25 protein-coding genes are annotated in these 25,676 nt (G+C 42.4%); 21 read left to right on the top strand and 4 right to left on the bottom strand.

Annotation, left to right across the window (positions count from 1 at the left end; translation table 11 throughout):
- Positions 1-178 precede the first annotated feature (178 nt).
- Positions 179-796 (top strand): YitT family protein, encoded by a 618-nt coding sequence (locus A8F94_RS02475; RefSeq protein ID WP_368072766.1) that lies wholly within the window; start codon positions 179-181, stop codon positions 794-796.
- Positions 797-799: 3 nt separating this feature from the next.
- Here the strand turns inward: A8F94_RS02475 and A8F94_RS02470 are convergent, their stop codons facing one another.
- The 3 genes from A8F94_RS02470 to A8F94_RS02460 form a co-directional block, all read right to left on the bottom strand.
- Positions 800-2,023, bottom strand: a complete 1,224-nt coding sequence (locus A8F94_RS02470) for an MFS transporter (protein WP_139070033.1) — start codon at positions 2,021-2,023, stop codon at positions 800-802.
- 56 nt (positions 2,024-2,079) lie between these two features.
- Complete coding sequence (locus tag A8F94_RS02465) at positions 2,080-2,580, bottom strand: DUF3231 family protein (protein WP_066195126.1); 501 nt, start codon at positions 2,578-2,580, stop codon at positions 2,080-2,082.
- Positions 2,581-3,097: 517 nt separating this feature from the next.
- The gene (locus A8F94_RS02460; protein ID WP_053599270.1) at positions 3,098-3,370 is read right to left on the bottom strand and encodes a YqhV family protein; all 273 of its coding nucleotides are present in this window, start codon (positions 3,368-3,370) and stop codon (positions 3,098-3,100) included.
- Positions 3,371-3,517: 147 nt separating this feature from the next.
- Here A8F94_RS02460 and A8F94_RS02455 point away from each other — a divergent pair, with 147 nt between their 5' ends.
- From A8F94_RS02455 to A8F94_RS26465, 20 genes are all read left to right on the top strand, one after another.
- Positions 3,518-5,074 (top strand): spore germination protein, encoded by a 1,557-nt coding sequence (locus A8F94_RS02455; protein ID WP_066195123.1) that lies wholly within the window; start codon positions 3,518-3,520, stop codon positions 5,072-5,074.
- Positions 5,071-6,219 carry a Ger(x)C family spore germination protein gene (locus tag A8F94_RS02450; protein ID WP_066195119.1) on the top strand — a complete coding sequence of 383 codons (1,149 nt, stop codon included), beginning with the start codon at positions 5,071-5,073 and terminating at the stop codon, positions 6,217-6,219. The genes A8F94_RS02455 and A8F94_RS02450 overlap by 4 nt, the downstream gene beginning before the upstream one ends.
- 16 nt (positions 6,220-6,235) lie before the next feature.
- On the top strand, positions 6,236-6,448 hold the full coding sequence (locus A8F94_RS02445) for a hypothetical protein (protein ID WP_139070010.1): 213 nt from the start codon (positions 6,236-6,238) through the stop codon (positions 6,446-6,448).
- Positions 6,445-7,551: a GerAB/ArcD/ProY family transporter gene (locus A8F94_RS02440; RefSeq protein WP_066195114.1), complete on the top strand. Its 1,107-nt coding sequence runs from the start codon at positions 6,445-6,447 to the stop codon at positions 7,549-7,551. The genes A8F94_RS02445 and A8F94_RS02440 overlap by 4 nt, the downstream gene beginning before the upstream one ends.
- A gap of 147 nt (positions 7,552-7,698) precedes the next feature.
- Positions 7,699-8,667 (top strand): sulfonate ABC transporter substrate-binding protein, encoded by a 969-nt coding sequence (locus tag A8F94_RS02435; RefSeq protein ID WP_066195111.1) that lies wholly within the window; start codon positions 7,699-7,701, stop codon positions 8,665-8,667.
- Between the two features lie 15 nt (positions 8,668-8,682).
- Entirely contained in the window at positions 8,683-9,447 is a 765-nt protein-coding gene (locus A8F94_RS02430) for an ABC transporter permease subunit (RefSeq protein WP_066195109.1), read from the top strand.
- Positions 9,448-9,474: 27 nt separating this feature from the next.
- Positions 9,475-10,230, top strand: a complete 756-nt coding sequence (locus tag A8F94_RS02425; protein WP_254660790.1) for an ATP-binding cassette domain-containing protein — start codon at positions 9,475-9,477, stop codon at positions 10,228-10,230.
- A 141-nt stretch (positions 10,231-10,371) separates the two neighbouring features.
- The gene (locus A8F94_RS02420) at positions 10,372-10,557 is read left to right on the top strand and encodes a hypothetical protein (protein ID WP_066195103.1); all 186 of its coding nucleotides are present in this window, start codon (positions 10,372-10,374) and stop codon (positions 10,555-10,557) included.
- Between the two features lie 229 nt (positions 10,558-10,786).
- Positions 10,787-11,332, top strand: coding sequence for a helix-turn-helix domain-containing protein (locus tag A8F94_RS02415; protein WP_066195100.1), 546 nt, complete (start codon positions 10,787-10,789; stop codon positions 11,330-11,332).
- Between the two features lie 99 nt (positions 11,333-11,431).
- Positions 11,432-11,707 carry a hypothetical protein gene (locus A8F94_RS02410; protein WP_139070009.1) on the top strand — a complete coding sequence of 92 codons (276 nt, stop codon included), beginning with the start codon at positions 11,432-11,434 and terminating at the stop codon, positions 11,705-11,707.
- A gap of 100 nt (positions 11,708-11,807) precedes the next feature.
- Complete coding sequence (locus A8F94_RS02405; RefSeq protein ID WP_066195094.1) at positions 11,808-12,326, top strand: mismatch-specific DNA-glycosylase; 519 nt, start codon at positions 11,808-11,810, stop codon at positions 12,324-12,326.
- Between the two features lie 339 nt (positions 12,327-12,665).
- A complete protein-coding gene (locus tag A8F94_RS02400; RefSeq protein WP_066195091.1) occupies positions 12,666-13,103 on the top strand; it encodes a peptidylprolyl isomerase in 438 nt (145 codons plus the stop codon).
- Between the two features lie 141 nt (positions 13,104-13,244).
- Positions 13,245-13,997, top strand: coding sequence for an exodeoxyribonuclease III (locus A8F94_RS02395; protein ID WP_066195089.1), 753 nt, complete (start codon positions 13,245-13,247; stop codon positions 13,995-13,997).
- A 218-nt stretch (positions 13,998-14,215) separates the two neighbouring features.
- Entirely contained in the window at positions 14,216-15,601 is a 1,386-nt protein-coding gene (locus tag A8F94_RS02390; protein WP_066195087.1) for an FAD-binding domain-containing protein, read from the top strand.
- Between the two features lie 436 nt (positions 15,602-16,037).
- Positions 16,038-16,646 carry a helix-turn-helix transcriptional regulator gene (locus A8F94_RS02385; RefSeq protein ID WP_066195084.1) on the top strand — a complete coding sequence of 203 codons (609 nt, stop codon included), beginning with the start codon at positions 16,038-16,040 and terminating at the stop codon, positions 16,644-16,646.
- A 23-nt stretch (positions 16,647-16,669) separates the two neighbouring features.
- The gene (locus A8F94_RS02380; protein ID WP_066195082.1) at positions 16,670-17,491 is read left to right on the top strand and encodes a pyruvate, water dikinase regulatory protein; all 822 of its coding nucleotides are present in this window, start codon (positions 16,670-16,672) and stop codon (positions 17,489-17,491) included.
- Positions 17,488-20,157, top strand: coding sequence for a pyruvate, phosphate dikinase (gene ppdK / locus A8F94_RS02375; RefSeq protein WP_066195080.1), 2,670 nt, complete (start codon positions 17,488-17,490; stop codon positions 20,155-20,157). The genes A8F94_RS02380 and ppdK overlap by 4 nt, the downstream gene beginning before the upstream one ends.
- Before the next feature lie 668 nt (positions 20,158-20,825).
- The gene (locus tag A8F94_RS02365) at positions 20,826-21,503 is read left to right on the top strand and encodes a TerC family protein (protein WP_066195075.1); all 678 of its coding nucleotides are present in this window, start codon (positions 20,826-20,828) and stop codon (positions 21,501-21,503) included.
- A 125-nt stretch (positions 21,504-21,628) separates the two neighbouring features.
- Positions 21,629-24,232 (top strand): helicase-related protein, encoded by a 2,604-nt coding sequence (locus A8F94_RS02360; protein ID WP_066195073.1) that lies wholly within the window; start codon positions 21,629-21,631, stop codon positions 24,230-24,232.
- 114 nt (positions 24,233-24,346) lie between these two features.
- The gene (locus A8F94_RS26465; protein WP_368072773.1) at positions 24,347-24,430 is read left to right on the top strand and encodes a putative holin-like toxin; all 84 of its coding nucleotides are present in this window, start codon (positions 24,347-24,349) and stop codon (positions 24,428-24,430) included.
- A 239-nt stretch (positions 24,431-24,669) separates the two neighbouring features.
- On the opposite strand, the gene A8F94_RS02350 is transcribed toward A8F94_RS26465, so the two are convergent.
- Positions 24,670-25,521 carry a superoxide dismutase gene (locus A8F94_RS02350; RefSeq protein ID WP_077247580.1) on the bottom strand — a complete coding sequence of 284 codons (852 nt, stop codon included), beginning with the start codon at positions 25,519-25,521 and terminating at the stop codon, positions 24,670-24,672.
- Positions 25,522-25,676: the final 155 nt, after the last annotated feature.

Genomic DNA, 25,676 nt, shown 5'->3' with positions numbered 1-25,676 from the left:
TGTTCCTTTTCCTGCTTGCCGCTAAACAATAAAGGCAAGCTTCAACTCGAATAACCTATTAAAGACAAAGAAAAATTGAATGGAAAGAACAAACCCCATTACGAGTTTGCCATGGCCTGTACTACTTTTCATCCTTCTTGAATAAAATGGAACATCTAATCATTCGAGGAGAAACAAAATGAAAATGCGCAGATTTGCAAGGAAAGGTGGATTGGTTATGGCAGGAGGCGTCATCCAGGGGATGGGTATGGGCCTTTTCTTGTTTCCTCATAGCATTCCATCGGGGGGAGCGGGAGGCCTTGCCGTCTTGCTGCATTATTTTCTCCATCTTGATATGGGTTTGGCGCTTTGGGCTGTAAACTTTTCAATGCTTGTGCTCGCCATTAAATACCTTGGCAATGAGAGTACACTTTGGACAATGTTTGCTATTACGGTCACATCTGCTTCCATTTATGTTACCCAAAAAACAATAGACATCCCGTTTCGGAATGTCTGGATTGATTTACTCATCGGTTCACTTTTCCTTGGAGCAGGAGTAGGCCTGCTATTAAGGCAGGGTGTATCAAATGGTGGAGTAGGTGTTCTTGCCCTGATCATTTCAAATATAAAAGGAATTTTACCGGGAAAACCATTATTTTGGATCAATGGCTGCATTTTTATACTGACTGCCTCCATTATTGCATGGGAGATCATCATTCAGGCTTTAATAAGCCAGTGGATATCAGCACGGATTGTTGATATCGTCTTTAAAATCCGCCTCTATAGCGCGTATTCTCTAGCCTTTCGAAAAAAGTGACTGCTATACATAATTGTACCGGAATGAATACTTGCTCTTATCCTTTTTGTCTTCATTATTGGATTTCACGTGGATTAACAGTAAGCATAGCAGTGCTACCACAAGAGTTAAGGAAGCAATGGAAAGAAACATCCCCGTCCTTGACCATTCCATTAATCGCGTAAAGATTGGCGGCCCAATTGCAACCCCGATAAACCGGACAGAACCATACAAAGATGTGACAAAACCCCGCCGTTCTTTTCCTACAGATCCGGTGATCAAGCTATTTAAGCATGGCAGCACTAGTCCAGTTCCAACACTGCTTAGAACGAGGACAATTAGAAAAGGAATTAACTTTTCAAAGAAAACAAGCAACGCATAAGAGACAGTCATGAACGTTAACCCTAACACGATAAGCTTTTTCATAGCTGCAGTATTTTTGCCTATCTTGCTGCCAGTAATGTAAGACGTTATCCCCATAACCAATAAAGGGATAGCAAGAATAAGTCCTTTGATTACTCCGTCTATCTTGTATTGTTGTTCAAGAACATCCGATAAGTAAAAAAGGATACCGAATAGCGTGAAAAGACATGTAGCTCCTGCCAAATAGGTTGTGAAAAGCCAGCGGCCTTCAAACTTAAAAACGCTGCCGAGCCCCCGCATGTACTTACCAAATGGAGGTGGTGCCTGCTTATGGCTTTTTTCTTTTATAAAAAACAATGTAAGCAAAATCGAAATAGAACAAATTGCAGGGAAGGCGAAAAATACCGCAAACCATGTGATAAGGCCGAACAGTGAACCGAGAATAGGTGACAGCACTTTTCCAAGTCCATTTGAGGCCTCAACAATCCCTAGCACCCGGCTTTGCTCCCCGCCCTTAAAGAGATCACCTGTCAATGCCATTGCAATAGGAGCGGTTCCTGCTGCACCAATTCCCTGCAATATCCTGCCAGTAAGAATCAGCCAGTATGGATTGCTAATAGCGGAAGAAGCAAAGCCCGCCAAAAGCCCGCCAATCCCGTATAGGAGCAGTGCAGGTAAAATGATGATTTTTCTTGAATATCTGTCTGACAGGTATCCAAGGATGGGGATAAAAATAGCCGCTGCAATTGAAAAGACGGTTATGGTTAAGCTGGCCTGCAGCTGGGATAGCCCCAGCTCGGTCTTCATTTGGGGCAATATCGGAATTAGCATCGAATTTCCCAGTGTCATAATTAATGGGATTGAGCCAATGGCGGCAACTGTCATGCCGTTATTTTTTTTCGCCACCGGGATTCACTTCCTTTAAACATGGATAACATCAGTCATTTTAAGTTCAATGGAGGCAGGATGAGCCAGCCTTTTTGTTTCATAAGTTCAGCAAGCTTGTCTGCATACTCTGCCTTCTGTGTCAGAAAATCTCCAAACATGGAGCGGATATCCGCCCTGATTGCAATGCCCATGATGTAGCTTGCGAGTACATTGCTCCCGTTTATATCACGTGCCAATAAAGCCGCGATTTCAGGGTCATTGAATCGGGCTCCGGCAGGAATATCTTCAGTCGACACATTTGGCCGGTCAGGGGGTGCCGGCGGAAGCCTGATGCCATTTTCCTTCAAAACAGCTTCAACTTGCTGTTCCTCTTGTTTCACACAGTTCTCCATCAAGTCCTCAATGAATACCTTCAAATCATGATCACCTGAATGATTTGAGAACACCTGAAGGGCAACCAGATATGCTTTTGTCCCAAGAAGATGGGACCAGAGATGAAAGACTTCCCCAGCATGAATCGGTTCATCCTGAGGATTGCCGTTCATTATACCCATTTCATTCACTCCATTCTTTAAAACATGTAGTTAGTCTTGGTTTTAGTGGCAAAAAGTTTACATACCACATTTTGGATATTTGTTTTGTTCTTCACAGTAAATGCGGATTTGAAAAAGAAACCTGTAGATTGGATTCAAAGGTGAGAGATTTAAGTGAGCTGCCGGTGCTGTTGGGATCCTTCGTCCCTTGAGTCGGGGTTTCGAGGACAAAAAGGGCATGTCGAAAATGTGAACATGTCCTTGAGCAAGAGTTTCAAGGACAAAAGGGCATGTCGAAAATGTGAACATGTCCTTGAGCAAGCATCTCAAGGACAAAACCCCATGTCGAAAATGTGAATATGTCCTACAGCAAGTATCTCAAGGACGAAACGCCATGTCAGAAATGTGAACATGTCCTTGAATAGAATCCCCGTGTCAAAATGAGTTCAGGAATTGTGAGGTTAAATCAATTTATTAATTTTAATATATTTGGTCGAGACACAAAAAAAGAAGACATTCCTGCCTCCTTTTGACGAAACTATCCTTTAACCCCATACAATATACAGCCAACGCCGGCAAATACCCAAAACATTTTTATTAGTGAGACCTTCTCCACTATACCTATTAAGCCAATGGTAGTTGTGGACAAAAGGATAATTGGCCCTATTAGTGCGAGAGAACTATTAATAAGAAGTGCTTTTTCAATCGCATTGAATTTAATCATCAGGAGGGCTGCGAATATTTCAATCCCTCCTGATACGAGGCGCAGCAACGCCATGGCCAGAACTGTTTTTTCAATAACTGTAAACATAACGCCCTCCATCTTTTATGTCTCTACACTATATGCTGAAACGGTTGAGACAAGCACCAATTGAAGGATAAAAAAACATATTCAGGATACATTAGGAAAGATGAATTTTTCAGAAAACCGTACTTTCTACATACGTGGGGTTAAATAATGAAACTTAGAAGAAACAGGCCAATTAGTAAAAAGGAAATTTTAAATGAAAAAACGTCTAAGCACCTAAGCAAGATGTATCAGGAAAATATCGACACCCTTAAGCGTCTATTTAAAGATTGTTCCGATATCGTTTTTAGGGAATTTCGTACTGGAGATAGGCAATCGTGCTTAATCTTTGTTGATGGACTCATTGATTCACCAAGCATCCAGTTTCATGCTATTAAACAACTTCTGGATAGCAGTGATGTAAATGAACTGACAGCGAACTATGTGATGAATGAAATCGTGTCTATCAATGCGGTAAAGGAAACCGAGTCACTGGATGATTGTGTTAAGAAAGTGCTGGCCGGCAATACAATCCTGATTATTGATGGCTTGGAAAAAGCCCTCGCCTTCGATTCCAAGGGCGGTTCAAGGAGAAGTGTTGCCGAACCTGAAAGTGAAACTGCTGTAAGAGGGCCTCGTGAAGGTTTTACAGAAAGTCTAAGAGTAAACACGTCGCTAGTCAGGCATAAAATCCGTTCCAATCGCCTTAAAATTATTTCAAAGGAAATTGGCGAAGAAACGGCCACAGGCATTGCTGTGTTGTATATTGAAGGACTTGCTGCCCCAGAGCTTGTTGCGGAAGTAGAATCAAGGCTGGATCGCATTAAGATTGACGGAATTCTCGAAAGTGGGTATATAGAGGAGTTTATTGAAGATAATCCATGGAGTTTATTTCCACAAATTCAGAATACAGAAAGACCGGACACAGTAGCTGCTAATTTATTGGAAGGAAGAGTAGCGATAATAGTTGATGGAACACCATTTGCATTAATTCTTCCTGTTGTGTTCTGGCAGTTTCTGCAGGCTAGCGAAGACTACTACAATCGCTTCCATATTTCAGTCTTTCTGCGGATTATTCGAGTTATCTTTATTTTTATAGCTCTTCAGCTGCCTGCCTTGTATATTGCGGTTACAACCTTTCACCAGGAAATGATCCCTACCAATTTGCTATTTAGCTTTGCTGCCAGCAGGGAGGCGATTCCATTCCCTGCTTTTATTGAAGCCATGATCATGGAGTTATCCTTTGAAGCATTGCGCGAGGCTGGCATCCGCCTTCCCAAAATTGTTGGGCAGGCGGTCAGTATCCTGGGGGCACTTGTGATCGGCAGTGCGGCGGTTGAGGCAGGGATTGTGTCTGCTCCCATGGTAATCATCGTTTCCATTACGGGGATTGCTTCATTTACAATTCCTCGCTTTAACTTGGCAATCTCGATTCGGTTGTTAAGGTTTCCTTTAATGATTCTTGCCGGCATGTTTGGTTTGTTTGGCATTGTAATAGGTTCGATTGTTATCTTTACCCATCTCTGTAAACTTAGGTCATTTGGAGTACCCTATTTTTCACCATTGGCTCCATTGTCTTTCAAGGAATTAAAGGATGTCTTCGTTAGGGCTCCATGGTGGGCGAATGATTTGAGGCCTAAGCAATTAGTAAAGGAAAACCGGGTAAGGGAATCATCAAATTTAAAGCCTGAGCCTGGAAGGTTAGGAGAAGAAGGAGGGACTTCATGAGCAGGTTAGCACTCCTTTATTTCGTTATCTGTACAGTTTTTCTTACCGGTTGTTGGGACCGTACCGAAATAAATGATATGGCTTTTGTCGTTGCGACCGGTGTCGATAAGGGAAAGGAAGGTAAATACGTTTCCTCGGCACAAATCCCCCTTCCAAGTGCTATGGGCGGAGCAGGTTCAAGCGGCGGTGGCGGGGGAACCACAGAAGGCCCTTATTATGTAATTATGGGAAAAGGAAATAGCATTAGGGAGAGCTATGATGATATGCAAAACAGGATGTCAAGGAAGTTCTACCTTGCCCACCGCCGGGTAATCGTCATAGGGGAAGACTTGGCTCGGAAAGGGATACGGCAGCCGATTGAAACAGTCCTTATCCAGCCGCAATCCAGGCTTTCAACCTTCTTGGTGATTTCAGATGGAAAAGCGTCCGACATGTTGTCAACCCAACCTAAAATGGAGAAGCTTCCTGGTGAAGCGATCCGTGAAATGGCAAAAAATAATCTCGGGATGACAATTAAAGATGTTATTCTCGATATCGAACGCCCTGGAAAGGTAGCTGTTGTTCCAGTTATTCGAGCTGCTGATGAAAAAGATTCAGACAAAAAAGGCAAAGAAATTCTCATGCAGGAATATGCTGTTTTTTGGAAGGATAGACTGAAATTTATAACAAACAAAAAGGAATCACATGGAATCCTTTGGCTTTTTGAAAAGATGAATAAAAAAGCTATCACCTTTCCTGTTCAGCCTGGCCGCCATATGAGCCTTCAAATCATAGAAAGCAGATTCAGGCCATCGTATAGCTTAAAGAATGGAAAGCCAAGCTTTACAATTCGTATTGAGACTACTGGAATTTTAATGGGCAATGATTCAAATATGGAATTGGATGACCCTAAAACCTATGAACATGTTAAAAAAAACTTGGAAAAAGAAATAACAGGACAAGTCGAGGCAATACTTAAACATGCGCATAAAGAGAAACTGGATGTTGCAGGCCTGGGGTGGTACCTGTATAAAAACCACCATACTAAATGGGATAAAGAATTTAGAGAAAACTGGTATGAATCTCTGCCGGAATTGGACTATTCTATTCAGGTGGATGGCGACATCCAGAGGATGAGCAATTCAGGCCTTCAAGTAAAGGAATGACGGGATGGGAATAGGGTTGTCTTTATTAGTAACTGTATTATTTGTGTATTGTATTGTCATTGCCAGGTTGGGTTCGGTCAACAAAAACATAAAGAAATGGGCGTATTTTGCAGCAGTGCTTACAGCCGGCCTTTCTGTGTTTATATTTATGGACATATCATTTAACGGATTTACCGAATTTCTTAATGGAACAGTGGGTGATTTTACAAGGAGGGTGGTAAAAAAGTGAAACTTTCTATTTCTGTCCTTCAATTAACGTTGATCACCGCAAACTTTGTTTTTTCATCAACATTAATCAATATGTACCAAATTGCTATCGATATAGGAGGACAAAATACATGGATTATTCCGTTTATCATTTTTCCCGTCCAAGTTGTCCTTATATGGATTATCATTGGGAATAAAACTGGTTGGGAAAAATATTGCAAGGCCTTTGTAACCGCATCGGAACGGAAAACAATATGGCTGGAAAAACTCTTCGCTTTTGTATTCCTGTTATTTATTTCGTTTGTTTTTGTAAAGGACTTAAGGGCAGTAATTGATTATATGGCCACAAAACTGCTGCCAACCACACCGATAGAGATACTGATTTTCCTGTCTATCTTGACATTCATTTATATGGTCGCATCGGGATTTGAAGTTCTAGTTCGTGTTTCGTCAGTCAGTTTTGTTTTTTTATTCATAGTAGTCATTAGCCTTCCCTTTATGCTTTTAAACGAAATAGATATTGGGAATTTGCAGCCGATCCTTGCTATGGGAATGCTTCCGCCGATGGCAAAGTCGTTATATATTCATTTGGGTTGGACAATTGAATTTGTGTTTGTGCTTTTTGTTTTCTTATTTATACATCCAGTCAAAGAGGCAAGGAAAGGGCTAATCTCAGGGACTGCAATAGGCCTTGGTCTGATGTCCATTTTACTGATACTGGAATTGGCGGTGCTCGGAGTAAAACTCGTATCCATTTCCACCTATCCAACCATTACACTTATTCAACAAATTAACATAACTGATTTCCTTGATCGGCTTGATTTATTCCTTGTCACACTTTGGATGCCGACAATCCTTTCAAAAATAGCACTGTCACTATACTTGGTCAATAGGTGCTTTACAGTCTTAATCGGAAAAAGAACAGATGTGTTTATTGTTCCGTTATCCTTGATAATGGGCATGGTCACAATCCTGCTATTTAGTAACAATATTGAACACTTAAATTTCTCGTATTTCACTTGGCCAACACTTGGGCTTGGCCTTGAGTTATCTTTAATTATTCTGTTCGTACTTATTAAGAGACATGTGGTCAGAAAATGGAGCCAATTAGACAAGAAAACCTGAATGCCTGCGCAAGCAGGTTTTTTTGTTACAAAAGCATATAAAGGAATAGGCAATTTAATCAGGGACAGGAACCTATCGGCCATTTTTTCATAGGTTAAAACAGGTCGACATTTGCCTAAAACCTTCAGAAAAGGACGGATAGCCTATATGAAACCAAACATTCCAAAACTGTGGTTCCTGTTATTAATTTTGCTATTGGCAGTCTTTACAATGCTAGTTGGATGCTCTTCGAAAGAAAACAAAGACAATTCAGCCCAAGATTTAAAGACGGTCACTATCGGTTACCAGAAAAACGGACCACTTGTTATCCTTAAATCCCTTGGTACATTAGAAAAACGCCTATCTGCAAAGGGAGTTAAAGTTGAATGGAAAGAATTCCAGGCTGGACCAGCGTTGGTCGAGGCCCTGAATGCTGGAAACATCGATTTTGGACGGACTGGAGATTCCCCGCCAATCTTTGCCCAGGCTGCGGACGCTCCTTTTGTTTACATTGCTGCAGGTAAGCCGAAATTTAAAGGCAGTAAAATCCTCGTTCAGGAAAACTCAACGATTAAAACAATTGAAGATTTAAAAGGGAAGACGGTCGGTTTTGCAAAAGGTTCAAGTTCCCATTACTTATTGATTAAAGCGCTGGAAAAAGCAGGCTTGCAGTACTCTGATATTACTCCAGCGTTTCTGGCCCCAGGTGACGGCAGGGTAGCTTTTGAAAAAGGGAATATTGATGCATGGGTCGTCTGGGATCCTTTTACATCATCAGCAGAAGTAAATTCAAAGGCAAGGACATTAACCGACGGTGAAGGGTTGACAACAGACCGGGACTTCTTTCTTGCCAGCACGGAATTTGCAAAGCACAAGGACATCGTAAACGAGATAATTGATGAAATTAAAATTTCAAATGACTGGGCAAACGCAAATAAAGGAGAGCTTGTAAAAATGCTTTCTCCTATATTGAAAGTTGATGAAGCCTCACTGGATATGGCAGTAAATCGAAGGGTTTACGGAGTGGATGAAATGAGCAATTTGATAGTAGGCGAGCAGCAGGAAATTGCTGACACGTTTTACCGGCTAAAGATCATTCCCAAGAAGATAGACATAACCGAGGCACTGGAAAAATAGAGAGGGGGAATTCATATGAAGCCTTACGGATTAAGGTTTGTTGGCCAAATGATTCCCTGGCTCTTTCCGTTTCTCTTATTCATGCTATGGCAGGTTCTTTCCTGGCAAGGAATGATTCCTTCCCGTATCCTTCCTGCGCCTACTTCTGTATTGAAGGCGGGACTAGAGCTCTTTGAGTCTGGGGAACTTGGCAGCCACATTACAGTCAGCCTCGGGAGGGCAGTCACCGGGTTCATAATTGGAGGGACAATCGGGTTCCTGATGGGACTTTTCAATGGAATTTTTAAGCTGTCTGAACTCCTGTTTGATACATCCATCCAAATGTTGCGAACAATACCTCATTTGGCTATGATTCCGCTTGTGATCCTCTGGTTTGGAATTGATGAAACATCGAAAATTTTTCTGGTTTCACTCGGTGTCCTCTTTCCGGTCTACATTAATACGTATCATGGAATTAAATCCGTTGACAAGGGCTTAATTGAGATGGGGCGTGCCTACGGGTTAAGTGGAACCTCCTTATTTTTAAAAATTATCTTTCCAGGAGCTCTTTCCTCAATACTTGTCGGAATCAGGTTCTCCCTGGGGGTTATGTGGCTTACTCTTATTGTTGCGGAAACCATATCGGCGCATTCGGGTATTGGCTATATGGCAATGAATGCAAGGGAATTCATGCAAATGGATGTCATTGTGCTGAGTATCGTTCTGTATGCATTATTTGGAAAGCTATCTGATGTGATTGCAAGGGCGCTCGAAGGAAGATGGCTAAAATGGAATGCATAGATGTCCCGGAAGGAGTGTGGGAAAGTGTTGGACGAAAGTTTGCCTTATGTCAGTTTAAAGGGAGTCCGGAAATGTTACGGAAATCGTGTCGTTCTGGATGGAATTACGCTTGATGCAGCAAAGGGAGAATTTATTTCAATTGTTGGAAAAAGCGGCTGCGGCAAAAGCACGCTATTAAGGCTCATGGCTGGTCTTGAAGGGGTTGAGGAAGGCTCAATTTATAGTAAAGGCAAGAAATTAACCGGCCTAAATAAAGGTGCCAGAATGATGTTTCAAGACGGAAGGCTTCTGCCATGGAAAAATGTCCTGGATAATATAGGGCTCGGCTTATCAGGAGATTGGAGACCCAAAGCTATTGATGCACTAAGAAATGTCGGCCTTGAAGAAAGAATGGGTGATTGGCCATCTAAATTATCAGGCGGGCAGAAGCAGCGGGTTGCATTGGCCAGGGCACTTGTACATGAACCGGATATTCTTCTTCTTGACGAACCGCTGGGGGCACTCGATGCATTAACCAGACTGGAAATGCAAGACTTGATCGAAGCCCTCTGGAAAGAAAAAAAGTTTACGTCCATCTTGGTTACACATGATGTTGAAGAGGCAGTAGCAATTGCAGACAGAGTGATTCTAATTGAAGCCGGAAAAATCGTAATGAACCGGATAATTGATTTGCCCCGGCCAAGACAGCGTGCACATAAGGCATTCCAGAATCATGTTGAAGAAATATTGAGGAGAATTTTGGAACCGAACAACGAAAGCGGGCTTAAGCTTGTAAGTAAATAGAGTCAAATAAGCTGCGGTACAGGTGTACCGCCTTATTTGTGTTTAACTTGTCCTTCGGATGCGAAGAGGGGTATACTGATAGTAACGAAGTAACAATGTGCTATCAATTGCTAGCAGACGAGAAGAAAAAGGAGAAGGGTTATGGCAGGAGAGCGTATTCAGTTAAATGTACGAATTACAAAAGGAACATCGGATAAGCTCGATGAAATAGTTGAATACTACCAGGAGAACTTAAAGCTCGGCAGAATTTATAAAGGTGATGTATTAACCGACATTATCGAAAAATCCTATGAAGTCATGAACAAACAAAAAAGCAGGCAGCGGTAACCAAAAGGGCCGGTTCTCCTTGGCCAGGAGGAACGGCTCTTCGCTTTGTTACGCTTTCATTAACTTCTCTTATCGTTTGGGTCATGCTAAAGTTTTACTTGCTTAAAGGGGTCATATTATATATGCGGAGCCATGGTCACGGAAGCCCTTAGAATGGACTAGGGTAACTAGATTGTGTAACATGTTATCAGTATTAATAGTGATAACGTGTTGATGGGGTGTTTACTATATGAAAGAACAAAAGGCAGATTTGATTCTTCATCCAGTCAGAATGAGAATCATTCAATCATTACTGAATAGGGATTTAACAACTCAAGAAATGAAGGAGTATTTGCCTGAAGTTCCACAAGCAACACTATATCGACAGCTTAAAAAACTTGTGGATGGAAAGGTAATCAGAATTTCCGCTGAAAGGCCTATTCGGGGCACCGTTGAAAAGGTTTATTCTATGTCCGCTGGGCAAGGCACGATTGGTGGTAACAGCCAAGAAAACGAATCAACTGATGACTATTTAAGTTATTTCATTAAATTCACAGCCAATTTAATTGGTGAATTCGAATCCTATTTGCAAAAAGGCAATGTTGATTTATATAAGGATGGTGTGTCTTTCCGGCAAGCATCCCTGTATCTTGACGATGAAGAGTTTGCCAGGTTTGTTAAGGATTTAAGCGATGTATTTGTAAAGGTGATCTCTAACAAACCTGGAGAAGGTAAGAAACGGCGAACGGTGGCAACCATTATTATCCCAGAGGGGGATATTCATCCCGCTGAATAGACCTAACTGGCAAATATGGAATCGTATGATTTGGCGACTGCGGCAGGATACTATAAAAGGAATCCATGATTCCAATCCGCCGGAAGGAAGTGTCTGCGAATGATATTTCGTTTGGTTGGCTCACTATTAAGGAATATTGCCAGTGGGAGGCAAAACAAAAGAGTGCTCCTGGCTTCCCTTGTAGGCCTTGGAATGAGTACCGCGGCAATGGGTTTGAGAAGGACTCGTTTCCGGAACGTACTCCCAAAAATCCAGAATACTGCCAAGAGGTATTTACCAGCCTCGAGGAATACTATGGCCTTGGCAGAATTTTCATCTGAGCTATCAACAGGCAAGACTTCCAGCAAATTTAAGAACAGCAACACGAAGCTTTAAAGCCGCTTTTTGCGGCTTTTTTGAATGGGCTCTGTTCTGGACAATGGAATGTTTTTCTGTTCTCCATTAAAATAGTACATACAATTAGCGACAAAGTGTGGTGGGAAAGTTGGTACAAGACCATATAAAAAAAGACTTGGATATCCTGTTTATTGGTTTTAATCCCAGCCTCCGTTCCGGTGAAACAGGTCATCATTTCGCCAATCCGAATAACCGGTTCTGGAAAATTCTCTTTGAGGCTGGAATTACACCAAGGAAGTACAGTGCAAAGGAAGATATATTGCTTCCCGAAATAGGGCTTGGAATAACAAATATTGTAGCGCGGCCTACCAAGGCTGCTGACGAAATAACCCGGGATGAATATCAAGAAGGAAGGGAAATCCTGAGGGAAAAAATTAGAGCCTATAAACCCAGAATTGCGTGCTATGTAGGTAAAGGGGTTTACCAGGAATTTAGTCAAAGAAAGAACCTTCCCTGGGGAGTACAGCAAGAGAGTATTGTTCCTGGTACAATTGATTTTGTTGCGCCTTCATCGAGTGGGCTGGTCAGGATGAAACTAAATGAGATCGTGGATATTTATAAGGAGCTCCCATCATTAATGAATCAGCTGGAAAAATAAAAATGGCGCCCAACTAGCGGACGCCAGCCCCTTCCGTCCGAACTGGTTAAGTGTCCCGCAACAAGCGTTTATCGGAAGGGGCATTTATATTGTAGCATCATATCAAAACTTTTCAAAGCAGGTGAACCATTTTATTTATCCCGCATAAACGGGCTGTAAAACCTTTTCCTTGAATAACTGAGGATTAAATGTAGGACAACAGCCCGTAAATGCCCGATTGGTTCAACTAACCATCAGTGGGGATGTCCCCCTAATTGAAGGTTAACGTTATGTATCATTTCATTCTTTTGCAAAGAAATGGTATAGTAAATGGTATCCGAATAATAAGGAGTTGTAAATATGGCAAAAAAAGGCGTAATTACTATGCAAAATGGTGAGAAAATCGAATTTGATCTTTTCTCTAACGAAGCACCTGGAACAGTTGAAAATTTCGAATCACTTGCAAACAAAGGTTTTTATAACGGTCTTACCTTTCATCGGGTTATCCCTGGTTTTGTAAGCCAAGGAGGAGACCCAAACGGTAATGGGACCGGGGGACCTGGATATACAATCAAGTGTGAAACCGAAGGCAATCCGCACCGGCATACCGCTGGAGCCCTGTCGATGGCACATGCTGGCCGCAATACAGGTGGAAGCCAGTTCTTTATCGTTCACGACCCACAGCCCCATCTTGATGGAGTACATACTGTATTCGGGCAAGTCACTTCCGGCCTTGATGCAGTGAGGGCTATGAAGAATGGCGATGTAATGGAGAAAGTTGAAGTTTTTGAAGCGTAAGATAGTTTGAAGATTGGGGCTTGCTGCTAATTTTTTGCGGCAAGTCCTTTTTGGTAAAAAGCGTGACTATAAGTGAAAAAATGCATTAAATTGCTGATAAGCTCGCCAAGTGGCGAGTTTCTTTGCGGGGAGGAGATTGCAGTGAAATTGGTTTCATGGAATGTAAATGGCATTCGAGCATGCGTCAATAAAGGATTTGTCGATTATTTCAATGAAGTGGATGCTGATATTTTTTGCATTCAGGAAACAAAATGCCAAGAAGGACAAATTTCTTTGGATCTGGAAGGGTATTATCAATATTGGAACTATGCAGAGCGGAAGGGATATTCCGGAACCGCTGTTTTTACAAAAAAAGAACCTTTACTTGTTCGCTATGGATTGGAAGATGGCGAAAGAGAACCGGAAGGAAGAATTCTAACTCTTGAATTTGAAGATTTTTTCCTTGTTAATGTGTATACACCTAATTCACAAAGAGACCTTGCAAGGCTTCCTTTCAGGCTGGAGTGGGAAGAACGCATAAAGACCCATCTCCTTGCCCTCGAAGCTATAAAACCTGTGATTCTCTGCGGTGATTTAAATGTTGCCTTCTCCGAAATTGATCTGAGGAATCCAAAATCCAATTATGGAAATTCCGGTTTTACAATCGAAGAACGTGAAAAAATGAGGCAATTACTAGAGGCTGGCTTCCTTGACAGTTTTCGGTACTTTTATCCGAATGAAGAAGGAGCGTACACATGGTGGTCCTATATGAGCAAGGTACGTGAGCGAAATATCGGGTGGCGGATTGATTATTTTCTGGTTTCAAAAAAGCTTGAGAACAGGCTGAAAGATGCGAAGATTGATTGCTTCATTATGGGGAGTGACCATTGTCCGGTCATACTTGAATTAAAATAGGCATAAATTATTTTCGTTTTTTCATCGGCTGTTTACGCATTCTTTATTGCTATTAGAATAGGGATTGGTACCAGTTGTTTGGAGCGGAAATCAACGACTCCAAAAAAACAACTATATTTTAGGAAACAGCCTTTTGATTAATGCCTTGCGACAGCCAAGAGTATCAAAATGGTTTAAACTAACATAAAAAAAGTAATCCACAAGGGAGGGAGAGAAACGTGAATATAGTCTGGCTTCGGAAAGATCTGCGGTTAACAGACCATTTACCTTTTTTGATGGCTTCTACTAGAGGAGAAACCCTCCCTCTGTATATCATTGAACCTTCTTTATGGAAAAACAGTCCGCTGACGGCCAGGCATTTTTCATTTGTAAAAGAAAGCTTGCGGGACCTCTCAGATCACCTTCAGGAGATAGGCGGGAAATTGTATGTAGCAATAGGCGAGGCAGAAGAGATATTTGAGCTTCTTCTGGATGCTTACGGTCCATTCCGTGTTTATGTACATAAAGTTCAGGATCCTTTACTAGACCCTATTAGTAACTGGTTTATAGAAAAGGATATTGACTATATTGCTGTTTCTCCCTATCCGGAAAGCATTCTCCATGCTGCGTCAAAAAAAGCATGGTTATCTGGTTTTGAACGTCTCGAAGAAGCTACTCTCGAGAAGATAAATTTGCCACAGGAAATACCCGCCTGGCTTCTTCGGTCAACAGCGAAATATAGCTCATATTCAATAAAAGGAGAGCATATTCGCTTTGGGCAAGCCGGTGGTGAAACGAATGCCCTGGAAACATTGGACTCATTCCTTAGCGATCGAATTAGCAAATATAAGGAAGCTGCAAGCAACCCCTTGAAAGCGAGCCTTTATTCAAGCGGTTTATCAGCGTATTTAACATGGGGAAATATCTCTATGAAAACGGTTATGTTGAGGACGCTTGCTGCTTTTTCCCAGTCTTCCGAATCGGATCTACCCGAACTGAATTCTTTTATTGATAAGCTTTATAAGCGGTTCCGTCTAGTTGATAAAGCAGAGGGGATGGAAGCAGCCGGGGATCCTTTTTCAGAAAGAACAGTGGATGAAACTGCCCTCGGCCAAGTTTTCTCTGGTGAATCGGGAATACCCATTGTAGACGCATCCATTCTCTGTTTAATAAAAACAGGATGGCTTCCTGAAAGCCTTCGCATCCTCCTAGCCGGATTTCTTTGTAATACACTATTGCTTCGACCGGAATCAGTGAGGGACAGGCTAGCTGGCCTCATGCTGGATTTTGAACCTGTCCTGTTTACTTCGCTTTTTGACGGTTGTGTCGCCTCCCCGGGAAAGGTAAAAGGAAAAATTTTCGACCCGGTTAAGGCGGGTAAGAAAATCGACCCGGATGGACAATTTATTTCCAGGCATCTGCCACAGCTAGGGAAGCTTTCTTCTGAATACATACATGAGCCTTGGCTGTATCCCGGGTTTTATACGCTTGATTATGTTGTACCTATTATTGATACAAAAAAGGTTGCAAGGAAAAACAAAGCAATGTTTGTTAATGCCGAGGATAGCTATAGCAGCTCGGCAAATAAACAGCATATTAATGAACAACTTACTTTAGATCTATAATTAAAATATTTAGGCTGCCCTTAAAGAAGAAACTTTTTGGTGCAGCCTTTTTACATACTTATTATCAAACTATTGATATCCTCACGCGATTTGGTCGTTGATGGAAGCTTATCAACGCCCGTAACTGTTTCCCTCATGCCATCTGGTCATTGATGGGTACTTATTAACGCCCTTCATTAATTTTCTAATTCCTCTCGGTTGTTGGACAATCTTGTCGATCCTCCTCTGCTCTTCGATTACCTGGTCAGTTTCTATAATCACATTTAAAAAGAATCTACGAAATTATGAATTTTTCACAAATTAATGTATTAGTTTATTCACTTTCAACGCTTAATGTTATATACTAATTGAGAAAAAGTGTAACACATTTAAAGGAATAGCTAAAAAATGCTAGCTTTTAAAGGAGGGATGGTATATCAAACTGTCAAAACGGCAGATGGAAATTATTGGAATTGTGAGGGATTCCGGGCCAATTACCGGGAAACAAATTGCTGACAGACTATCTTTATCACGTGCGGCTTTGAGGCCGGACCTTGCGATATTAACGATGGCTGGCACGATTGAAGCTCGTCCCAGAGTCGGTTATTTTCTCAACAATGAAAAATCCGTAAAAGAACCACCTGTGAATCCTTTTAGCCAAACCGTTTCGGACTATAAAGCGCATCCGATCGTAATCCAAAATGCCGCTTCGGTCTATGAGGCAATTGTTCAATTGTTTCTTGAGGATGTAGGGACATTATATGTCGTTGATGAAAACAATCATCTTGCTGGTGTTATTTCCCGAAAGGATTTACTAAGGGCCTCGATTGGAAATCGAAATATGGAAGAACTGCCTGTCAGCATTATCATGACGAGGATGCCTAATGTGGTAACCATACATCCCGAAGCTACACTTATTGAAGCTGCAAGAAAAATGATTACCTACCAAATAGACTCCCTTCCAGTTGTAAAAGAATCCGAACAAGAAACAACTACATACACAGTTATTGGAAGGATTACGAAAACAACCATAACAAAAGCATTCCTGGAACTATCCGGGAAATAATTGCACAAGGAGTGAACGCTGATTTGTCAGAAAGGGAAGCAGTTTACGTTATTTCCGATTCCGTGGGAGAAACGGCCGAGTTCGTCGTCAAAGCGGTAGCAACCCAATTTAATGGGGGCTATGTCGATATCCGCAGACATTCTTTCGTGGAGGATACAGAGGACCTCGAAGATGTCATTATGCTTGCCAAAAAAGGAAGCTCCATTATTGCCTACACACTTGTGGTCGAGCATTTGAAAAGCTATCTTGACCGGAGGGCTGCAGAAGAAGGAATAATGGCCGTTGATTTGCTGAATCCGCTCATGGCGGCATTCACCAAGAAATTTAATAAGGAGCCCCAGCATCAGCCAAGGCTGATGAGAAAGCTCGACGATGATTACTTCCGCAAAGTGGAGGCTATAGAGTTCGCCGTAAAATACGATGATGGACGGGATTCCAGGGGAATAACAAAGGCGGATATCGTTCTGATAGGAGTTTCCAGGACTTCAAAAACCCCTTTGTCCATGTACCTTGCCCATCACAGATACAAAGTGGCAAATGTTCCGCTTGTACCGGAAGTGCCTCCTCCGGATGAAATTTACACACTGCCCAAAGGGAAATGTGTGGGCCTGATTATTACGCCAGACAAGCTAAATTCAATCAGGAAGGAACGCCTGAAAGCACTTGGCTTAACCTCGTCGGCGAACTACGCCAGCCTCGAAAGAATTCTTGAAGAGCTTGACTACGCGGAAAAAATCATGAAACGGGTAGGCTGCCCAATCATTAACGTTTCAAATAAGGCGATTGAAGAAACCGCAAGCTTGATACTGGATGTGTTGAAAAAAGAAAGGAGCACCAAACAATGACAAAGTATGTTTATCATTTTCACGAGGGCAATAGCCAAATGAAGGATCTACTCGGGGGGAAAGGGGCAAACCTGGCCGAAATGACGAATATCGGGCTTCCGGTTCCAGCTGGTTTTACTCTTTCCACAGAAGTCTGCAATTCCTATTACGAGGGAGGGAAGAAGATTCCTACTGAAGTGACGGCACAAGTGCTTGACGCTCTGCAACGCTTAGAAGAAAAAATGGGTAAAAAACTTGGGGATCCGTCCAACCCGCTGCTCGTTTCTGTACGCTCTGGTTCCGTTTTTTCCATGCCAGGGATGATGGATACCATTCTAAATTTAGGATTGAATGATGATACTGCGGAAGGTATGGCACAGCTTACCAACAACCCGCGTTTTGTATACGATTCATATAGAAGATTTATTCAAATGTTCAGCGATGTTGTCCTGGAAGTGGATGTATTTTTCTTTGAGCGTTTCCTTGAGGAAGTCAGGGAAAGCAAAGGGTATACTTCTGACCCTGAGATGAAAGCTGAAGACTGGCTTGAAGTAATTGAAGGCTATAAGTCCATTGTTGAAAAACACACTAGGAAGGCCTTTCCACAAGATCCGAAAGAACAGTTGTTTCTTTCAATTCATGCTGTTTTCAATTCATGGAATAATCAGCGTGCAATTGTGTATAGGCGCCTGAACAAAATTCCGGATCATCTTGGGACTGCAGTCAACATCCAGAGCATGGTTTTCGGAAATATGGGTGACGACTCTGGAACTGGTGTCGCATTCACAAGGAATCCATCGACTGGAGAATCCGTCCTCTACGGAGAATATCTGATCAACGCCCAGGGAGAGGATGTTGTTGCCGGCATCCGGACACCACAGCCAATCCGTACTTTGAAGGAAGAAATGCCGGCTGTTTACAGGCAGTTTACGGATACCTGTGAAAAGCTTGAAAAGCATTATCATGATATGCAGGATATTGAATTCACTGTCGAACGCGGCAAACTATACATTCTTCAAACGCGGACTGGAAAAAGGACAGCTCAGGCTGCAATCCGAATTGCTGTAGAAATGGTAGAAGAAGGCCTTATATCCAAGCAGGAAGCAATTATGCGTGTAGATCCTGATCAATTGAACCAGCTTCTTCACAGAAGGATTGACGATAAATTTGAACGTGTCCGCTTAGCCAAAGGCTTGCCGGCTTCACCAGGGGCCGCAACAGGGATAGTGGTCTTTGATGCAGATGAAGCTGAAAGCTATGCAAAAGAGGGAAAGAAAACGATTTTGGTCAGGCCTGAAACAACTCCGGATGATATCCATGGAATCATTGCCGCCCAGGCGGTTGTGACAAGCAGGGGCGGAATGACAAGCCATGCTGCTGTCGTGGCCAGAGGCATGGGTAAAGCATGTATTTGCGGCTGTGAGGCAATGAAGATTGACCTAAGAGAAAAGAAATTTTATGTCGGGGATAGTGTTGTCAACTATGGAGATACAATCACCATAGATGGCGGGACAGGTGAAATCATGCTCGGTGAAATCCCAATGATTGAGCCCGAACTGTCAAAAGAGTTCCAAACACTCCTGGCGTGGGCTGACGAAGAAAGGAAAATAGGGGTCAGGGCTAATGCTGATAACCCTGAAGACGCCCGTAAGTCACTTGAATTTGGAGCGGGAGGCATTGGCCTATGCCGTACTGAACATATGTTTATGGACACGAAAAGGCATCCAATTGTTCGAGAAATGATCCTGGCTGATGATTACGAGGGCCGTTCTGCGGCACTCGACAAACTGCTGCCGATGCAGCAGAGCGATTTTGAAGGCATCTTCGAGGTGATGAAGGATTTGCCTGTGACCATCAGGCTGCTTGACCCGCCGCTTCATGAATTCCTTCCTGACAAAGAAGAACTTCTAGTGGAAATAACAAAGCTTCAAATTTTAAGTCCGGAAGCACCGGAGCTAAAAGAAAAAGAACTTCTTTTAAAGAAAGTGCGCCAGCTGGATGAATTTAATCCAATGCTTGGCCATAGGGGCTGCCGGCTCGGGATGATTCACCCTGAGATTTACACAATGCAGGCGAAAGCTATTTTCTATGCAGCTGCGAAAGTTTCTCAAAAAGGAATTGATGTGAAGCCTGAAATCATGATTCCACTTGTAGGCCATGTAAATGAGCTGAAAGAAATGCGCAGTCTGGTTATTGAGGCTGCCGAACAAATTAAGCAGGAAACAGGCAGAGACTTCGATTATACAATTGGTACAATGATTGAAATTCCAAGGGCCGCGCTTACTGCTGACGAAATTGCCGAGGAGGCCGATTTCTTCTCATTTGGAACGAATGACCTTACCCAGACTACATTTGGCTATAGCCGTGATGATGCGGAAGGCAAGTTTCTTCAGGCATATATTGAGCAAAAAGTTCTTCCGGATAACCCTTTCGCAGTCCTGGATCAGGATGGTGTCGGAAAGCTTGTTGAAATGGGTGTCAAGCTTGGTCGCCAATCAAAGCCAACCCTTAAAACAGGCATCTGCGGGGAACACGGCGGTGAAAAGAATTCAATTGATTTCTGCTTCAGAACCGGCCTGGACTATGTTAGCTGTTCGCCATTCAGGGTTCCGTTGGCAAGGCTTGCGGCTGCCCAGGCAACAATCCGGCACAGTAAAACCAGCAAAGCAACCATTGTTAATGTTTAAAGTGAAACTTCCATCAGCGGATTTTTGCTGATGGTTAGTTGAACCAATCGGGCTTTTAGGGACAGTTGCCTCTGAAAGAGGCTTACTGTCCCTTAATGCGGGATAAAGTGAAACTTCCATCAGCTAATTTTTGCTGATGGTTAGTTCTAGTGCCGCTAAGTCACCAAAAACAAGCTGACTAAGCGGCACTACGAACCCGATTGGCTCAACTAAGCCGCTGAAATCCCGTGCTTCAAGTTTCACTGAATTTCACCGATCGGGATTTACTGGCAGTTGTCCCCACTGATTTGGGGAATAATAGCAGGTAAATGTAGGTGAAATGTAAAAATACTTTTTGCTTGTATTTTCCTGAAAGTTAGTATACTATTTTTCTATTCTTAGGATGAGTTTAAAGGGGAGTAGCTTTTACAGCAAAGTCGTCAATTCGAGGTTTTTGCCTCCGGCTTTGTTGGCAACAGTCATGTTGTTAGCAAGACCTTTACCTGTCAAAAGGTAAGGGTCTTTTTTGTGGAAAAAAGGGCCCTGACCGCTGGCAGGAGCCCTTTTTATCTGGGCAAAATAGTATCGGTTTAGTGAGAGGGCATACGGGAACATTAATATCATGGTTATCTCTCGCTAATAGTGTACAATTGATTTTTTAATTGCAAGGCATCAAAGGAGGAACTTGAATGGAAATTTTTTCAATGGAGTTTTTGACAGCACTGTTGTCAATCATCATGATTGACCTGGTGCTTGCTGGTGACAATGCGATTGTTATCGGGCTGGCGGCGCGAAATTTGCCGAAAAACCAGCAAAAGAAAGTGATCATCTGGGGAACTGTTGGTGCAATTGCGATTCGTGCGCTTGCCACTGTGATCGTTGTCTGGCTTCTACAGATCCCCGGACTTCTTCTTATCGGCGGAATCTTGCTCATATGGATCGCCTATAAGCTCCTTGTTGAGGAAAAAGGCCATGATGTACAAGCAGGAAACAGCTTTTGGGCAGCAATCCGGACGATCATTATTGCCGATGCATTGATGGGCCTTGACAATGTTCTAGCAGTAGCAGGGGCAGCACATGGTAATTATTTGCTTGTAATCCTTGGTTTACTTATCTCTGTACCAATCGTTGTTTGGGGTAGTACACTTATCCTTAAATGGGTTGACCGTTTTCCAATCATCATCACAATTGGTGCAGCCATCCTGGCATGGACAGCTTCGAAGATGATTGTTGATGAGCCATTCGTTGCAGACATCTTTGCCAACCCTGTTATTAAATACGGATTTGAGCTGCTTGTCGTCGTAGCAGTTGTAGCTGCTGGAACACTCAAAAAGAATAAACAGGAAAAATTGCACGAAACATCCTAATAACGTAAATCCTCTGGGACCGGACTTTTCCGGTCCTTTTGTTGTTAGAAGGGCGCCGTTTATTCGTTCATTATTCCCCAACTGGGGTAAACTTAAATAAAAGCAGACTTAAAGGAGTTACTGTTATGCAGGAAATTCTCAATGTACACCATGTTGCACTGGAACAAGCAAAAAGGAAAATTCGGGAGGATATCATAAAGTACCTGGAAACGAAGGATACCCTCCCTTCCTATAACGATTATATCAAAGACCGTATTCACTATATTGAACAGCTCTGGGTAAATGTTTGGCTAAATAAAGCAACGAACAGCGTTCCCAGGAATGCGAAAAAAGAGTATCTTTCAGAAAGAGGTTTTGAAACAGAAGGCGTAGACAGGAAGTTAATCAACCATTTGTTCCGTACTGAAATAAGGGGATTTGAACCATTTAACTCGAGGGCTTGGATTGAATCAGAATTTGGGAAGAGCCAGGAAACCTGGGAAAAAATGTACCTTCAAGCGCGGAAACAGTATAGCGAGAGACTTGAAATAGAGCAGGCTGAAAAAGAGCGTGAAAAGTACACGAATAAGATGATTGAACATGCAGATTCCATCCTCCGCGAAAATGAGGTTTTACTTTATTTGCTAACAAGATATATGGCAGCTGGAGCATTGGCAAAGGATCTATCGACCCAGAAACGATACAAAAGGATTGATGCGTTTAGGCTTGAAGAAAAACTAATTGAAAGTGGTCCTTTTTCGGCTTCAGATTACGCCCATGTTTATGAATTTTTTGATGAATTGACAGGCAGCATTCATAAGACTACTTACAGAGGCAGACATTTGTTTGAGTATGAAACCTACTATTATCCATATGAAAAACGTATTGGCAGCTTTGTATTGAGGGAGTCAGTCAGGATAATATCAGAGAACCTCCCAAGTGACTTGGCCAAGTTTTATATGAGCGGGGAGGAAAAGCTTCAAAGTGGTGACTATGCATCTTTTATTATCGCCGAAATGGCGGAGGAACTTGCTGAAGATTTCATTCAGAAAATAGCTGGTGAATACCTTGATGATTTGCTGAGACTTTCAAACATTCCGTTTGATGCTGAAAAACATCTGGCAATTTATGAAAAAGACCTTGAAGAAGCAGAGAGAAGGAAGGCCCAGGAGCAGGCAGAGGCTGAAAGAAGAGCAGCAGAAGAACAGCGAATGCTCGATGAGGTATTTGGAGCTGAATATAGAGCGTTAAGTGTACGGAATGTAAAGTACGTTCTCCATATTGGTGAGACAAATACAGGGAAGACCCATCATGCATTAGACAGTATGATGGCAGCCTCAAGCGGTCTTTATTTGGCACCGCTTCGACTGTTGGCGCTTGAGGTATACGACAGACTTAATTCCCAAGGCGTTCCATGCTCCCTTAAAACGGGTGAGGAGGAAAAGCTGCAACCAAATGCCAATCATTTTGCCTGCACGGTTGAAATGTTTCATGAAAAAGATTTTTATGAGGTGGTTGTCATTGATGAGTCCCAGATGATTGCAGACCGAGATCGGGGGTTTTCTTGGTATAAAGCGATTACAAAGACAAATGCGCATGAGGTCCACATCATAGGAAGCAGGAATATTAAACAAATGCTTCTACAATTACTGGGAGATGCGGATTATGAGCTGATCGAATACTCAAGGGATATTCCGTTGCAGGTGGAGGAAAAGGATTTCTCACTAAAGAATGCAAAGCAAGGGGATGCTCTCGTTTGCTTCTCCAGGAAACAAGTCCTTTCGACTGCGGCAACTCTGCAGGGAAATGGGCATAAGGTAAGTATGATTTACGGCAGCATGCCGCCAGAAACACGAAAAAAGCAAATGCAAAGGTTTATTGATAGGCAGACAACGGTCATCGTTTCAACAGATGCGATAGGAATGGGACTTAATCTGCCCATTCGCAGAATTGTTTTTCTGGAAAATGAAAAGTTCGATGGAACATCAAGGCGGAGGCTTACATCACAGGAAGTTAAGCAGATTGCTGGAAGGGCCGGAAGAAAAGGTATTTACAATGTTGGCAAGGTAGCTTTTGCCTCGGATATTCAAAAAATGAAGAGGCTGCTGGAGGAAGAGGATAAGCCTGTAACTGTGTTTGCGATTGCTCCTACAAATGCAGTCTTTGAGCGGTTCCAACGCTATAGCCGCAATCTTGGAGAATTTTTTGAACTTTGGGAAAGGTTCCAGAGCCCGCCTGGCACAAGGAAAGCAGAACTGACCGAAGAGCGGAGCCGTTATGAGCTAATTGAAGGAACAGCTATAGAAACAAAATTTCCAATGATGGAGCTGTATGGATTTCTCCATCTGCCTTTTTCCGCTAAGGAACCTCAACTTACTGAGCAGTGGCTTGAGACAATGGAGGCGATTGCCTTTGGAAGAGAGCTGCCCGAGCCGAAAATCAAGCGGCGCAATCTTGAAGATATGGAATTAACTTATAAAGCAATTGGCCTTCACCTTTTATTTTTATATAAACTTGGAATGAAGACAGAGGCAGTTTATTGGGAAAGGATCCGTGAACAAGTAAGCGATGGGGTTCATGAAGAGCTGAATGATGTTGGAAAAACTATACGGAAAAAATGTAAAGTGTGCGGTAAGCAGCTTCCAGCAGATTTCCACTATGGCATTTGCAATGAATGCCATTCCAACCAGAAGAAAAGAAAATTCGGTGGAAGAAGGTTTGGAAGAGCGAGAAGGAATACAAGGAGATAACTCAACGAAAAGCGAACTTATGTTCGTAATTTGTTGGATATTATGGTATAATTAACATAATCGATGGTTCATCAAGGGTGGACAAGCACTCCCGGCGAAGGGGGGTGATTTTATATGACAGTCTTTCAAGGTTTGATGCTCGCTATTTCGTTTGCAAGCCTTATCGTTGCTGTACTCTCCGTTAACCATAAAAAATAACCCACCCTTGAGCCGGCAAGCAAAAAGAGAGGGTTATTGTGTATATTGATTCCTCCACCGGGAACCATCGATGGGGCTATGCATGCTGCTGACATGCATGGCCTTTTTATTTTTGTACCTGCTTTAGTCCATTATACCCGAAATAACCAAAAAAGAAAATATTCGGACCAAATCGGAATAGGCGATTTTGGCCAAAAAGCAATACATGACTTCAATTTTTTATTTTTGCAGCTTACTATTTAGTATGGTTGCCATTTAACTTTTATAGCTTCATCGTATCTCCTCGAAACAGCTGGCCAGTTAATGACATTCCACCAATTGTCCACATATTTGCTGCGGTTGTTTTCATATTGAAGGTAATAGGCATGCTCCCAGACATCAAGCGGAAGTAGCGGAATTACATCCCACTGGCTTTGGTTCTGATGTTTTTCAGCCTGAAGGATTTCAGTCCGCTGAGCCCTCGGCGACCAGACTAGGATTGCCCAGCCCGAACCTTCAACTTTTTTGGCTGCTTCGCTGAAATGGACTTTAAATTTTTCAAAACCTCCAAAGGTCTTGTTTATTTCATTTAAAAGTGGACCCTGAGGCCTGCCACCGGCATTTGGAGCCATTGTTTCCCAAAAGAGCGTGTGCAAATAATGTCCCGCTCCATGAAAAGCAGCTTCCCGTTCCCAGTGCTTCAATAGATTGAAATCATTTGTTTCCCTTGCTCTTGCCATTTCGGTTTCGGCTTTGTTCAGGCCGTCAACATAAGATTGGTGGTGCTGGGTATGATGGAGAAGCATAATCCTTCTGCTAATATAAGGTTCAAGTGCACCATATTCGTATGGTAAAGGAGGAAGAGTATGCTTTCCTGCCGGTATTTGCCGTATAAATTGCCCGCCATATTCCTTCTCTTCATACTGAAGCCATTGCTCATATAAGTAATTGGCTTTTTTCTCTGCATTATTGGCATATTCTTCAGTTTGTAAAGCTCTATCTTCAAGTTTGTACTCTAATTCTTCTGAAAAATTGTCCAATGACTGTTTATATTCCTCAAGCAAACGGCTTGATTCTTGTTCCATTGAAAAAGTATTTGTTAGCCGCTTCATATCAGATACCCAACTTTTAAGTTGATGGATGTAATAAAATGTATCTGTACTCACTCTCGTCCCTCCTCATTGACCTCTCCATCCTATATAGTATGGTCTTCACCACCAAAATAGTCTGAATTATTAGTCGCTGAAAATATATTATATGAAAATAA

This window comes from Bacillus sp. FJAT-27225 (assembly GCF_001685025.1).
Classification (GTDB): Bacteria; Bacillota; Bacilli; order Bacillales; family Cytobacillaceae; genus Bacillus_D.
The sequence above is the reverse complement of the archived record's forward strand: the minus strand, read 5'-3'. Positions and strand labels throughout refer to the sequence as shown.

Coding starts and splice junctions, on each gene's coding strand:
- A8F94_RS02475 (WP_368072766.1), top strand. CDS start 179: ATGAAAATGCGCAGATTTGCAAGGAAAGGTGGATTGGTTATGGCAGGA.
- A8F94_RS02470 (WP_139070033.1), bottom strand. CDS start 2,023: ATGACAGTTGCCGCCATTGGCTCAATCCCATTAATTATGACACTGGGA.
- A8F94_RS02465 (WP_066195126.1), bottom strand. CDS start 2,580: ATGGGTATAATGAACGGCAATCCTCAGGATGAACCGATTCATGCTGGG.
- A8F94_RS02460 (WP_053599270.1), bottom strand. CDS start 3,370: ATGTTTACAGTTATTGAAAAAACAGTTCTGGCCATGGCGTTGCTGCGC.
- A8F94_RS02455 (WP_066195123.1), top strand. CDS start 3,518: ATGAAACTTAGAAGAAACAGGCCAATTAGTAAAAAGGAAATTTTAAAT.
- A8F94_RS02450 (WP_066195119.1), top strand. CDS start 5,071: ATGAGCAGGTTAGCACTCCTTTATTTCGTTATCTGTACAGTTTTTCTT.
- A8F94_RS02435 (WP_066195111.1), top strand. CDS start 7,699: ATGAAACCAAACATTCCAAAACTGTGGTTCCTGTTATTAATTTTGCTA.
- A8F94_RS02430 (WP_066195109.1), top strand. CDS start 8,683: ATGAAGCCTTACGGATTAAGGTTTGTTGGCCAAATGATTCCCTGGCTC.
- A8F94_RS02420 (WP_066195103.1), top strand. CDS start 10,372: ATGGCAGGAGAGCGTATTCAGTTAAATGTACGAATTACAAAAGGAACA.
- A8F94_RS02415 (WP_066195100.1), top strand. CDS start 10,787: ATGAAAGAACAAAAGGCAGATTTGATTCTTCATCCAGTCAGAATGAGA.
- A8F94_RS02410 (WP_139070009.1), top strand. CDS start 11,432: ATGATATTTCGTTTGGTTGGCTCACTATTAAGGAATATTGCCAGTGGG.
- A8F94_RS02400 (WP_066195091.1), top strand. CDS start 12,666: ATGGCAAAAAAAGGCGTAATTACTATGCAAAATGGTGAGAAAATCGAA.
- A8F94_RS02385 (WP_066195084.1), top strand. CDS start 16,038: ATGGAAATTATTGGAATTGTGAGGGATTCCGGGCCAATTACCGGGAAA.
- ppdK (WP_066195080.1), top strand. CDS start 17,488: ATGACAAAGTATGTTTATCATTTTCACGAGGGCAATAGCCAAATGAAG.
- A8F94_RS02365 (WP_066195075.1), top strand. CDS start 20,826: ATGGAAATTTTTTCAATGGAGTTTTTGACAGCACTGTTGTCAATCATC.
- A8F94_RS02360 (WP_066195073.1), top strand. CDS start 21,629: ATGCAGGAAATTCTCAATGTACACCATGTTGCACTGGAACAAGCAAAA.
- A8F94_RS26465 (WP_368072773.1), top strand. CDS start 24,347: ATGACAGTCTTTCAAGGTTTGATGCTCGCTATTTCGTTTGCAAGCCTT.
- A8F94_RS02350 (WP_077247580.1), bottom strand. CDS start 25,521: ATGAAGCGGCTAACAAATACTTTTTCAATGGAACAAGAATCAAGCCGT.